This window comes from Winogradskyella sp. PE311, from assembly GCF_046545555.1.
In the GTDB taxonomy this organism is placed as follows: domain Bacteria; phylum Bacteroidota; class Bacteroidia; order Flavobacteriales; family Flavobacteriaceae; genus Winogradskyella.
Genome location: NZ_JBHZTH010000002.1, coordinates 53,867 through 67,060, shown reverse-complemented (window position 1 = coordinate 67,060; position 13,194 = coordinate 53,867). Strand labels below are relative to the sequence as shown.

The following is a 13,194-nucleotide window of genomic DNA, read 5'->3' as shown; positions in this document are numbered from 1 at the left end:
AACAAACGTTTATTTTACGCTTAATGAAAGAACAACAATTTTACACCTGTAAATACTGCTTTAAAGAATTTGAACCAAAACGACGTCGAGTACAAAAGTTTTGCAGTAATACTTGTCGTTCTAAAGCTCATCACGCAAGAAAAATTAACACTTCCCTCTCAGTACAAAAAAAAGACGGTGTTTTAACAACTAATAATAGTAATGAAAATACAAAAATGTCTGTTGTTGGAATTGGTAACGCCACTGCTGGAGCTTTAGCTGCCGATGGAATAAAGAGTCTAATTACTAAAAATGAAAACAAACCTGCCACCAAAAAAGATTTAGATCAATTGATAGAAAGATTGAATTATAGATATCATTTGGTAAAAAACATGGTTCCAAACCATTTAGGACAATATCCTTATTATGATTTACAGAAAAATATTATTGTTTATTTACTACAATAAATTTAACAACACCTTGTGTATTTCTAACATTGCCAAAGTATCTAACTCGCAATAGTCTAAAAGGTTTTTTCTTGTTGCTTCAATATCTTGGTTAAAATTTGGGTCTAAAACCATTCTGCCCCAAGTATCTAAAGCCATAGTGCCATTAGTAACATCTAAATCTGAATAGCTAATATCTGGACATAATACTGGTAGTACTTTTTTAATCGAACTTGAACCGTGAAAACGATAGTCTATATAGTCTTTTTTGAATATTGTCTCTAAATCAAACGTATGCTCATTAATGTAAGTTAGGTAATTGGTAAACTCTGGCAACCATGCTATTAGGTCTTTATTTCTGCCTATTTCAAAACTTGCGTGCCACGATACAAACGTACCTGTACTTCCTGTAAAGTCTTGCATAGCTTGTAACATATCTATTGGCATTTTCATAGCCTCCAATAAATATTCAAAATGCGTTAAAGTATTATCTTCTGTTAGTGTGTGAATAGATACTTGAAAGGTTAAATGCTTATGCGGACTTAAACCATCTAATCTTGGGATAGCACTTGCATAAGTCTCGTAATCTATAAAATGTAATGGAAACTTTAATTTGTCTAACTCTTTTTTAATGTTAGCTTGATTGATTATTGGTTGTTCTTGTTTTACAGATTCTACTTGTGCTTGTTGATTTACATTTAACTCAAAATCTAATGGAATATCGATAATTGCTAATTGCTCATTATCTGCTAATAAACCTACTTTTTTTGCTGAAATACGACCTATCTCATAAATACTATACTCTGAAATAGTGGTATTAAAATAACCAAATGCATCACAATGATTAGACCTTGTTTTGTGTTTACAGGAACATACGGTTTCATTAATTACTTCTTTATTAATAAAATTTGAAGCCGAATTAATTTGATTAACTACACTTGAATATATGCCATCTACTGCTTCTGTAACCTCTGTAATTTCTAATAATTCATTAGCTACAATAGCACCTTGTTTAATATATTCTTTATTCAAGTGGATTATTGAAACTTTAGAAACTACATAACCACATTCAGTCAATACATATTTCTGAAAACACGCATCTTCTATTTGTCTATGCTTTCTATCTTTTTTTATTGAGGTAGAAGATTTTACTTCATAGATATGCCACGTACCATCTTCTAAACGCTCTAATATATCTATTCGTGCAAAGATGTCTTTATTTGTATTAAATGATGGCTGAAAGTAAACACTATGACTACTTTTTAATGCTCGTTGTGTTTCTGTAGGACTTCCATATACTGGTAAGTCTAAACCATTGGAAAACAATTGTTTTGCATATGCTTCTACCTCATAACCTTCTTTAATTAATTTTTCTACAAATAATGAAAACTTACCTTTAGGATATACTTGTGGTTTATTTTTTAATAACCATACAGATTCTGGACAATCTAAATAATACTTAAAGTCTGTTTTGGTGAGCATTAATTTAAACCTTAAAGTTTTATTTATTTTTAATTTTATTTTTTAATTCATCTAATGAAAGTGTTATTTCTTTTTTTCGATGTACCATTCTATGGCAATTCGCACATAAAATAGCTAAATCCGTTTTAGGATTTGTTTGGTGACTCTCACCTTTTAATTCTGATAATGGTATTATATGATGAACTTCCGCGAATTCTTTCCCCCATTTACCATATGTTAATTCAAAGTCAAAATCACATACTTGGCATTTATAGCCATGTATGTCTAAAGCCTGTTGCCTTAATTTAGGGCTTCTTTCAATAATTTTAGATATTCTAACTTTGATTCCTCCTTCTGTTGTTGTAGAATACAAATCACTATTAGCATTATCTTCAGCTATAAGATCATTAAAAATAACTGGCCTTAATTTATAATTTATATCCAAATAAGATTTGATTATTGTCCAAATTTGATTTTCATCTTTATTGCTAAATTCCTCATAAACATCTACCGAAAAACCTGTTAAATTTTCAGGATTCCCATCTTTATCCTTCCAACCTTCTCTTTTGGTTTGTGGAAAATAACCATCAAAGTCATCTCTTGAATTTTTTAAACTATGTTCAAATTCTAACACAGCTCTTCCTCCATTTAAAACATCATAGAACATTCTATATGCTTCATTCCATTTTGCTGTTTCTAACCTCTTTGGTGGATCTTTTTGTCCGTATTTAGATAAATAATATCCAACTTGAATTAATTCTTTTGAACGTTCTGCCATTTTCTAATATATTTTAAAGCCATTTTTTAAAAGTGTTTCTAGATGCTTTTTAATATTTTTTTCATGAAAACTATTTAGCTTTTTCAATCCCCAGGCAAAATCAGCTATATAAGCTCGTTCTTTAGGGCTTAAAATTTTTGCGGTAGAATCCCATTCAAACATTTTCCTCATTACTAACTCATCTATTCTGACTTTACTAATATCAACTTGTGTTGTTATAGGCTTTAATTCTTTTACACTTTTGTCTTTTGTTATATAAGAAGCATAATACAATTGTTTGATGGTTGGCGAAATACCTTTGGCCAGATTTTTCCCAATTTGATCAATTACTGAAGCATATTTTATCTCCTTTGCTTTTGCAATTGCCTCAATTTTTTGAAATTCTAACAGAATATCTTTCTTTTCATTAATACACTTGTTATAATTTGTAATTATATAATCTAAAGTGTTATGTAGTAAATTTTCTTCTCTTTCAATACTATCAAAAAAGTCAGGAACTTCAATTCTAAATTTATTTGTCAGACGATTTTCAACCGATATTAAGTTATCCTCAATATCCTTTTTATTAATTATTGAATGTATTATGTTTAAAAGACTTCTTTCATCCGCACCAGTTAATAAATCACTATTTGACTGAATTAATTTGTAGTAGTTGACGCCGTTGGAATGAATTAAAAAATTATCACTTAAATTTTTAAAATTCACTTCCTCTGTTTTATCATTTACTCCTTTTCTTTTCTTTAATTCTGCCTTGCTGATACCATATTTATCAATAATCTTTTTGGTGTCGTCTGTGCTTGTATATTCTTTAATTTCCTTGGATGAACTAATTCTCCTCCATAACTCTTCCTTTTTAGAATATTCTCCATAATCATCACTTTCAGAATATTTCTTAATTAGCTCATTTACTAACCTTAATAGTTGAGTTAGATAGGCCTCAAGGTCACTTTCTAATTCTTCACTTAACCATATTTTTAAGAGATCAAATGAAGGTTCCTTTTTATTAGCATCTGTTATCATAAATAAAATAGAAAGAGTATAAGGCACTACCGCAGATCTTAATTGCCCCATTGAGTTCTTTCCTGCACCATATATTTTCTCTAGTCTTCTAAATAATATAATCTTTGCGATGAGCTCTTCATAAAAATCCCGATTAACATTTATAGGTTTTTTAAATTCTCCTTCACCAGTCAATTTTTCAATAAAGTATCTAAATATTTTTTCACCACCCTTTTTTACTAAATGAGGTTGATTACCCCAAGCTGAATAGTATTTTGCCATTAATTCTTTAGAAAATCTTCTTTGCGTAGGATATTCTTTCGCTAATCTTCTTTTGTTAGAACCTGCAATTCTCAACTTTGTATTAAATTCACCTTTTGCTCTTTCAAAAAACCATTTTTTACCAGAAGGAGTCATCACACTTTCACTTAGAGACTTTATTCTAACTAATTGAGGGTTTCTTGAACGTAAATCAACTTTAGATACTCTAGATTGTGCATTAGAATATGTACTTATATTAGAGATTAATTCCTCTAATTCTTCATCAGTAGCTTCTTTTGCAACATTAATCTTGGCCATTACTTTAACCTTGCTAATGTCGAATCCATCCTTCTGTGTAAAATAAATAGTTGCAGTGGTTTGACCACCATTTACAATTTGAAAGTCTGTAAGTGATTTAATTTTATACTGACCCGATTCGAATGTAATATCACCGTCCGTGGCTGTTATGGTTAACCCGTTATTGTATGCAACAAATTTCTCAGGTTCTTTTCTAATTGTCTCTCTAATTCCTTTATTAACACCTCTAAACTGCAAAAAAGACCTAACATTTTTCTCCAACAATCTGGTACTAAATTCTTTATATAGTCTTGAAAGAACAGAAGCAGGCAAAACACATAAATAAGATTCAAAATAATCTTCATCTGCTGCTTTAATCGCATTCAATGGATTTCCGAAATTTTTCTCAAAATTCACAGTTAATGCCTCTCTACTACCTTGAGAAATAAGTACATTGTACAAGAAATTAAGATCAATTATTCTTCTTTTAACTATTAGCTCTTTACTATGTCTTTCTCTATTTTTTGAATAAGTAACTACAATTTCTTCATCATCAAATTCAATTCGTTTAGGTTGTATTGTAGCTCCTTGTTTAGAAACAGTGGAAGTCAATGTTATTAGAAATATTTCAACTACATCAAATTGTTGTGCTCCTTGCGAAGAAGAAATACTTGAAACTAATGGTCTTACAGGGCTTGAATCCTGAATTTCATCATTTAAATGCCCTTTTATTGCCTTGTTGTGAAAGTTTGTACATCTCTTAAACTGACTCTCATATGACGCTCTAGTTGAAATCAATAAATCATCTTGTGATGCCACCAAATCAATAGAGTTTTCATCTATTAAAAAAAGCTGAAGTCTTTCCCCTGACTCGTTTATGCTGTAAGCGTTAATCTTTAATTTATCTCCAGTTGATTTAAAATAAGAATTGGTAAAATCTTCAGAATCTATAAGTTTTGCATCTAACATTGAAGGTAAAACTTGTGAAAGGATTAAGTTTTCCTGAATGAAACCTTCATCATCTTTTGATTGATCTAATAATTCTTTTCTATAATTAAAATACTCTTCTAATATCATTTAATACTTTTTCATTTCAATTAAATACTCGTTCAACTGTGTTACTCTTAACTTATATTTCAAATTTGAAATTTCACTATCAATATTAGATATTGACAGCTTTGGAAAACCATCATGACCAGCATTAAATGATTCTGTTTTTGTTACTATAAATCTATGATTATTGTACTGCTTTAAATTCTCAACAGTTAATCCTTTTTGATTTAATGCCTGATATAATATTGATAAATCACTAAGAGTTTCTCTTAACAGTTTTATGATCTCTAGGAGCATATCAAATATTGATCTCCCGTTGATTAAATCAATTTTTACAGAAACAACTAATAATTCTAAACTCTTATCTAATTCTTTTTCCAATTGATATTCACTGGAAATTTTTACAAATAGGACAGAATCTTTTTTTGTTTTAACCTCAACATTCTTTAAATTAAATTCAAAATCATTGGCAGAATCATAAAGGCCTTTCCATGAAGAAAGAAGGGAACTAATTGCCGATGGCTTAGATTTTTTTAAATACTCATTCAAAATAAACAATTCTCCAAATAAACCTTGTATTTGCTCTTCACTTAATTGATTCTTTCGATCATTTTCGAAGAATTCTATCCACTTACCAAATGTTAAAACAAATTCATTTGAATAATCTTGAGCATGAGTTATATCGTTAATTTTTTGATATAAAGACACTAGTAAGTCATTGAATAAATCATTATACTCAATATTTAATAACTCAATAACTATATAATTTTCTTTTTTAATATTCCTAATTGATAAATTTTCTTTTTTAACAGAATTAAAGTCAAAAGAAAAATCTTTAGGAAGCTCTAGTATTATACATCTAAAACCATCAGAATTAAAACCAATATTAAACTCAGGCTTACTATTTTTATCTAATCTAATATACCTAAATCCAGTAATATCTTTAACATCAATAGATAACCATTTCCTCTCAATCTCTTTGGGATTTATCATAAATCAGTATCAATTATTGATTCATCAAATTCGTCTTCTTCAAATTCAAGTTGATACTGATGATCTGAAGTTATATAAACTCCACCTATGTCATCAGATATATTAGGAAAGCCTAGAGCATAACCTATTAATGGCGTATTAATATCTATTTTTTTCTTATCACGATATTCGAGTAATTCTTTGTCCTCTTCCCCTTGGGTTGACTCAAATATTCTTTCAGCATCTATTAAGTAAATCATCAATATACCATCACTTTCTTGCATACTACGTCTATAGATTTTATCAGGAATAGACTTAATTCTGTTAGCCTTTTCAATCGCCTCCTTTTTGGTAAACCCAGAATCGATGTATTCTGAAATTTTATTTTCATAAAATCGCTCTTCAGCTTTACGTTTTTCATCTGAAGTTAGTGTAATTGAGAAATCATCCCCAGTTGAAACTAAATTAGCAGACTTACCTGAAGCACGGAAAATATCATCTTGTAAAAGAGAATCTCTTGAGACTTGCTGACTCAGTGGTTTAGGTCCTCTACGAATAGTTAAATACATGTTTTCTGGAAAAGATTGAATTTGTTTTTGAAGTTCAATTTTTACCTTAGCACCCATATTTCTTTTAATTGCAATCGTCCAATTAGTTAATTTTCCAACTTCATTACAAAGTTTTATATATTCTTTTACGCCTGGAGTTTCAAAATTTGCAAATGAATTTTCTAAGTCCAAAAATTCATACAAACCCTTATTGTCTGTTTGAAAAGTGAAGAAATTTGGGTTGTCGAATTTCCAATCCTTTTTTGAGCATAAGCTTTCAAAATCTTTCCAAGCATTTTCAATACGATGCTTATTAATTTCAAATTTAGTTGACTGCTCTATGCCACCACTATAATTAATTCTCTTTTGGACAGTATTTCTCGTCATCGAGGTTCTAGTAACTCTAATTACTCTTGGATTGGTTTTTACCCAAAGAATAAATTCTCGTGGAGTTTTATTTAACCTATTCATATCCTTAAATGCATGCTCGAGTTCTTCAATTGTAGTAGTAGTTAAATCGAATTTGTCTATATTATTTCTTGTAGTAAATAATTTACAACAGTCTATATAACCTGGTCGGTAACCAAACCATCTGCCCATTTGCAATAGAGAATCAGCAAAATTTGTGTTTCGGGTGAAGTAATTTATTGTTAATCCTTCTAAAGTGAATCCTCTCGACAACTTATTACCGCCAATCGCTATATATTTTTTTTCTGTTTTATCAGGGTAAATTAATTCATCTCCGCTTGCACTATTAACTGCAACCACTTCTATACCACTAACAGCCTCAACAAGTAATTGTTTAGCATCATCAAAAGTTTTTTTAGTTAAAAAATTATCCTCATAGTCATCTGGTAGATAAGTTGAGATATTCTCAACTACATATGCATAATATTTATACCATGTTCTTTCAAAAACTGAATAAATTGATTTTGTTGAACTAGGTAAATCATTATTTAAACTCTCAGTGAGTCTTGACACATAGTCAACAATTAGTTTTTTAGTGGTGTTTTGCCAATTAGTAAATCTAGAAATATGAATCAGCATTGTATTATGAGGTTGACGTAAATAGGATTCATGCATTTCTTCCTTTCTGGATAATCTAATTGCTATAGATAATATGAAACACATAATTGCCTCTTTTAAAGATTCTGGCAAGTATTTTGGAAAAGGATCATCTTTTCTCGAAGCTCTTGTGCCTCTACCAAAATTTGTAGTTGGCTCAATTTCGGGCACTGTCACCCTGCTTGGAAAGCAATCAATATGATCTCTTAAAGGAGGTGGGATCAATGGCTCAATCTTCTTAATATCATCAATCCTAGTTTCGAAAAAGTGTTTCGCACCTATATACACAGATGGAGGATAAAGTAACTCAATGAAGTCTTCTGGAAATAAATTTGAAACCTGAACAAAATCTTTGGTTTTAGTTTCTCCCTTTTCTCTATATGAAATTGTCCATTTAGTCTCGGGCACTTCATTTTTGTCCTGAAGCACATTCGCAAATGGAGTAGCCGTATATCCTAAATATGTTTTCCGATTAAATAACCCTAAAAGAGCTCTAATGTGTCCATTTATTGTGGTAGCATATTCTTTTCCTCGGTGCCCCATATTGTTAAGTGATGCATTATCTGCTTCATCATCAATAATTAAAAAAGGCAGGTCGTGTTTCTCTTTATTCTCATCTAAATAGTCACTGAGCCAAAGAAGTAGATTTTTAAGCACCCCAGTATTTTTTTTACAGACCAAAATATTTTTATTGTTCAATGAAAAATCTGCTTCTTTTATTGTTTTCTTAAAGTCAGATTCAGATGAAGTCGGAATTACTATTTGGGCAACTTTACTGTCACCCAATTCACCAAAAGGTTGAATTTCACCTACTCCTAAAAATCCTGATCCAGCTTTACTGTAGCCAACAACTTCTTTTTCAATTCTTTGCTGTGTCTGCTTTCTCAAGTCTTCCATAATCCCTGAAAGGACAATAATCAATTTATAACCACTATCAATACTACTATTAATAACAGCGTTAAAGTTGGCAGTTTTTCCAGATTGTACACTGCCAACAACAAGTCCTTTAACATAAAACTCTTTCTGAGATTTTGGATCACCCATTTTTTTCAATATCTCTAGACTTGATCTCCGAGTTTCGTCAACATATTTCTTAGGACGCCCTATTTTGCTTAGGTAGTGTAAGTAGCGATTTCGATAGTTCGAGAGATCGTGAGTATTCCAATTGAGTTTGTCCTGCCTTTTAATTGTTAACCAAGATTCTTTTTGGTTTTTTCTAATAGAAATGCTGGGAAGAATATCTGTTGCGTTCTTATCTCTAAATTCCTTAATGGCTACCTCAAAGAATGAAGTAAATGTGTTCTGGTCTAGACTTGGCCAACTTAAAGCATTTGCAATCGCATCGATAGCAATCTTAGAATTTAACTTGATTTCTGGGGAATCGAAAAACTCTCGGGTGACATAAATGTTATTTTCTTTATGCTTCATCACCTGAGTTTCGATAGATTTAATAATTTGATCAATATATTCTCGATTGTTCATAGCTTATTTTTCTAAAAGGTTTAATATTTCTTTTGGAAGTGATTTATAACTAAATCCTATATTAGGAATAATATCCTTTTTAATTTGACTTGATGGGATTTCAGCGTCTAACAGAGCATTAATAGTATGTAATAACTCGTTAATATCAACACCATCTTTTTCCTCAATCCCTGTAAATTCTTTTTCTTCATGAACATGTCTAATACTATTAACTCTGGTGTTAATCATTCTTAGGAGGAGATTTAATTGGGAATTTTGTTTCTTATTAAGAGACTCCTGAAGGTTTTTTACCAGTGGGAAATTATTATTTACCTCCAAAATAGACCCTTTGTTTGAATAACTGCGTTCAAATAATTGGATATGATTTTGAGACTTTGTCCCTGAGAATTTCCGAATTCCTCTATTGTAATATTCTCTTTCTGCCTCTATTTTTAATTCTCCAATATAACCTTCAAAAGCATTTCTAAGTTCGTGTGGTACTACTATCTGTGATTTAGCTACATTTAGATGGAGTAAATGATCTACACTATTACCTACTTCAACTCTTAATCTTGCTAATTGAAGTCTAGGAGCTTTTTTAACAATTCCATTCCAACCTCCAAATAAAATAATCCTATTCGCTCTATAAATGTAAAGACCTTCCATATCCATTAAACCTCGATACCTCGTTGCCCACTTAGTAAGACCTTTTTTACTTTCCGATATTGCTCTTGCCGGCAACACAAACCCTTCAATTTTTATAACATCAGATCTGAAAGAACTTTGTTTGGGTTCAATCTGCCTAAAATCTTTTTCTTCCTCTGGAAAAGGGTTAAATGGACTGACAATTGTATTATTAATCCTAATTTTTAATGGATTGGAATCCTTTTCCATAAATCTATGGAAAACCAATGCTAAATAATCAGAAGTTACCTCAGTTATTTCTCTTTTTAAAGCATCTTTCCTATTGCCTTCTTTTAAATAACTTTCAAACTTGTATAGACCTTCCCAAATGACAATAGTGTTAGGCTCATAATCATCAAATCTTTTTAAAAATTCTTTAGATAACTGGTTATATTGATACATTAATCTAGCCACTTCCTCATCTGAATTAATAATTATTTTCCAACCATTAACTTTCAAAAAATCAACATCCCAAGTTCTACCGTGATATTTATTCTCACCTTTCTTTTTTGATAAAACTGTAAATTTTCTTGTTTGTGAAAAGGATGCTGTTTTCATCCCTAAACCAAATCTCCCTAAGTCAGAATTTGACCTAGAATCTTCAGGGGAATTACTTGGGAATTGCATATTTTTACTTAATTCCTCTTCAGTCATCCCTTGTCCGTTATCGGCCAAAAACAGCTTAAATGGCTCTGAATCTGCATCAATTAGCACCTCTATTTTATCAGCTTTAGCAGAAATAGAATTATCCATTAAATCAGCCAAAGAAGTTTCTAAACTATAACCTTGTTCTGCAATGGATTTTATAAGATACTCCGGATTAGGAGAAGCATCTTCACTTTTTATTTCATTCTTTGCTTGACTCATAAAGTATATTTTAGGATTTTAAAATATCATAAACAATTTCCGAGATTTGATATGCCAAATAAGGTGGCACTGCATTACCAACTTGATGGTATTGAGCTGTTCTGCTTCCTCTAAACAGATAATTATCAGGAAAAGTTTGGATACGGGCAGCTTCTCTAACGGTTAGAGAACGGCATTGTAAGGAATCATAATGAATAAAATAATGACCGTCTTTTGATATGTGACTGGTTACTGTGGTGGCCGGTTTGTCTGGAATTTGAACTCTAAAACGGTCTGCAAATTTGCCAGAGGCTACATTGGCATGATCAGGCAATAAGTCTTTACTGTGTTCAGCGTAATCAATTAAACGTGGAAATCTATTGTGCTTTTCAACATAAAGGCTTGCAAATAAATAACGCATTAAATCTTGAGTCAAATGTGTGCGTGACTGATGATTAATGACCCCTTTTAATCTCTTATCTATATACCAATCTTTTAGAATATGGCTTCTCGAAATTAAATTACTTGCTTTTATGTATTCTGATCCAGTACCCAGTTCTATTTCTTTAGGGCCATCAGAAAGACCATTTAATTCCAACTCTCCCCATTCTTTTATTTGAGAAATATTTTTAGACATTTCTTTTAACCAGTCTACTTTTGAATCTACAAGATTTGTATATAGTCTTTTTGGCTTACCATTTTTATATACTTCTGTTTTATGATAGCCAGTAAATCTTCTATTTAAACCACTTCTTACATTTGGCAAATTATTTATTACAGACTTGAGTGCAACTTCTTTCTTCTCTTCTAGATAATCATCATTATGCTTAAAATCTTTTCTAATACCTAAAAGAATAACACGATGGCGCTTTTGAGGTACACCATATTTCTCTGACTTAATTAAAAAATCTGAATCCTTTTCTATAGGTTTAACCAAAGAATGTATTTGATAGTTTTTACCGACTTTTAAATCTCGTTTCATCCAGTCAAACACTTTTTCATTATCAACTTTTGCAGACAAAAGTCCTTTTACGTTTTCCATTACAAAAACGGCCGGTTTGTGCTTTTTAATAATTCTGAGATATTCTTCGTATAAATAAACCCTATGATCTTCCTTGCTTATACCACCAACCCTAGATCTCCCTGCATTTGAATAAGCTTGGCATGGTGGTCCACCGATCAAAACCCAGTTTTTTTTATCTCCTAATTGATCTTTTATAATTTTATCGACAGTTTTAGCTGGCCAGCTTTTAGAACCTAATTCAATTAGCTTTGCCTCCTTTCTTGCAATAGTTCCCTCATTATGGTTGTCTAACATTTCTTCAATAAGAATCTCTCTTTTTGATAAATCAGACTCTCTTAAAGCATTATAATAGTCTTCAGGTACTCGTTTGTTGTTTTTAACAAACTGTCTATAAAAACTTCTTAATGTAAGTGTCTTATGAGCATTTATATCCTTTTCGATAGAGAGTTTAATATCAAATATAAACTTCTTCTCCTCATTCTTGAATGACATAAATCCTTCACCTAAACCACCCGGACCGGCAAATAAATCTATAATTGGAATTTTTTTTGTCATGAAAAGAAATTATAAAAGTTCGTATTTAAATATCGATAAAAAAGATCATCGATGATTTTGTTTTAAAGATTTGTAAAGATAAAAAACACCTATTTGTTACAAGGTTATGTTAAGTTATAAAAATCTAGTAAAGAATTACAACTAATTTTAATTAATACATAAACACCAATAAAATAATCTAATTTGTTTTTAAAGTTTCTATCATTGACTTTGCAGCTACAAAGGATAGTTTTATTGTAGCTGCATCTTTTACAAAAAGAGTCGAATTACTTCCAATACGTTCTAATTTCAAATACCAAATACTCTTACCTTTACTAACATAATAGCCTAGTTGAAATCCATCTACAGTAATAAATTTGTTCTCCAAATAATCTGGATTTAATAAAATATCTTCAGATTCTTCATCTATAAGTGAATCTAATGCCTTGAGAAGTTCGAGCAAATCCTCATATTCAATTGAAGCAGTAGAACTACCATATTTTCCAGGTTTTTCTATTTGATAAAAGTAGGACACTATACTTCCACTATTCACTTTTCTAATTCTAGTTTCTACTTTAACACCATATGACGATTTTATACCCTCCAAATTATAATTAGTGAACTTTGTTATGATACCCGTTTTAGATGAAAACTCATCCATCTTTGTTTTAATGGTTTCATTTTCTTCTTGAGATTGAGATGTCAACACACATACTAATAATGTCAACATTAATGTAAATGACTTCATGTTTTAAAATTTAAATTGTTGTAAAAAATAATAAAATG

Annotated in this window: 9 protein-coding genes; 1 reads left to right on the top strand and 8 read right to left on the bottom strand. The window is 30.6% G+C overall.

The features are described 5' to 3' along the window. Nucleotides 1-23: 23 nt before the first annotated feature. Nucleotides 24-446, top strand: coding sequence for a hypothetical protein (locus tag ACFWU4_RS09845; protein ID WP_411127351.1), 423 nt, complete (start codon nt 24-26; stop codon nt 444-446). Here ACFWU4_RS09845 and ACFWU4_RS09840 read toward each other — a convergent pair. The 8 genes from ACFWU4_RS09840 to ACFWU4_RS09805 form a co-directional block, all read right to left on the bottom strand. Then, the gene (locus ACFWU4_RS09840; RefSeq protein WP_411127349.1) at nt 438-1,907 is read right to left on the bottom strand and encodes a DUF2779 domain-containing protein; all 1,470 of its coding nucleotides are present in this window, start codon (nt 1,905-1,907) and stop codon (nt 438-440) included. The two genes, ACFWU4_RS09845 and ACFWU4_RS09840, sit on opposite strands and share 9 nt — an antisense overlap. Nucleotides 1,908-1,926: 19 nt before the next feature. Continuing rightward, entirely contained in the window at nt 1,927-2,664 is a 738-nt protein-coding gene (locus ACFWU4_RS09835; RefSeq protein WP_411127347.1) for an HNH endonuclease, read from the bottom strand. A 3-nt stretch (nt 2,665-2,667) separates the two neighbouring features. Then, entirely contained in the window at nt 2,668-5,298 is a 2,631-nt protein-coding gene (locus tag ACFWU4_RS09830; RefSeq protein ID WP_411127345.1) for an AIPR family protein, read from the bottom strand. After that, complete coding sequence (locus ACFWU4_RS09825) at nt 5,299-6,267, bottom strand: PD-(D/E)XK motif protein (protein ID WP_411127343.1); 969 nt, start codon at nt 6,265-6,267, stop codon at nt 5,299-5,301. Further along, complete coding sequence (locus tag ACFWU4_RS09820) at nt 6,264-9,341, bottom strand: Z1 domain-containing protein (RefSeq protein ID WP_411127341.1); 3,078 nt, start codon at nt 9,339-9,341, stop codon at nt 6,264-6,266. The genes ACFWU4_RS09825 and ACFWU4_RS09820 overlap by 4 nt, the downstream gene beginning before the upstream one ends. A gap of 3 nt (nt 9,342-9,344) precedes the next feature. After that, nucleotides 9,345-10,871 (bottom strand): ATP-binding protein, encoded by a 1,527-nt coding sequence (locus ACFWU4_RS09815; RefSeq protein WP_411127340.1) that lies wholly within the window; start codon nt 10,869-10,871, stop codon nt 9,345-9,347. A 10-nt stretch (nt 10,872-10,881) separates the two neighbouring features. Next, entirely contained in the window at nt 10,882-12,429 is a 1,548-nt protein-coding gene (locus ACFWU4_RS09810; RefSeq protein WP_411127338.1) for a DNA cytosine methyltransferase, read from the bottom strand. Nucleotides 12,430-12,607: 178 nt separating this feature from the next. Then, nucleotides 12,608-13,156, bottom strand: coding sequence for a hypothetical protein (locus tag ACFWU4_RS09805; RefSeq protein WP_411127336.1), 549 nt, complete (start codon nt 13,154-13,156; stop codon nt 12,608-12,610). Nucleotides 13,157-13,194 lie beyond the last annotated feature (38 nt).

Bases quoted from the DNA above. Each gene is read 5' to 3' on its own strand.
- ACFWU4_RS09845 (WP_411127351.1), top strand. From the start codon at position 24: ATGAAAGAACAACAATTTTACACCTGTAAATACTGCTTTAAAGAATTT.
- ACFWU4_RS09840 (WP_411127349.1), bottom strand. From the start codon at position 1,907: ATGCTCACCAAAACAGACTTTAAGTATTATTTAGATTGTCCAGAATCT.
- ACFWU4_RS09835 (WP_411127347.1), bottom strand. From the start codon at position 2,664: ATGGCAGAACGTTCAAAAGAATTAATTCAAGTTGGATATTATTTATCT.
- ACFWU4_RS09830 (WP_411127345.1), bottom strand. From the start codon at position 5,298: ATGATATTAGAAGAGTATTTTAATTATAGAAAAGAATTATTAGATCAA.
- ACFWU4_RS09825 (WP_411127343.1), bottom strand. From the start codon at position 6,267: ATGATAAATCCCAAAGAGATTGAGAGGAAATGGTTATCTATTGATGTT.
- ACFWU4_RS09820 (WP_411127341.1), bottom strand. From the start codon at position 9,341: ATGAACAATCGAGAATATATTGATCAAATTATTAAATCTATCGAAACT.
- ACFWU4_RS09815 (WP_411127340.1), bottom strand. From the start codon at position 10,871: ATGAGTCAAGCAAAGAATGAAATAAAAAGTGAAGATGCTTCTCCTAAT.
- ACFWU4_RS09810 (WP_411127338.1), bottom strand. From the start codon at position 12,429: ATGACAAAAAAAATTCCAATTATAGATTTATTTGCCGGTCCGGGTGGT.
- ACFWU4_RS09805 (WP_411127336.1), bottom strand. From the start codon at position 13,156: ATGAAGTCATTTACATTAATGTTGACATTATTAGTATGTGTGTTGACA.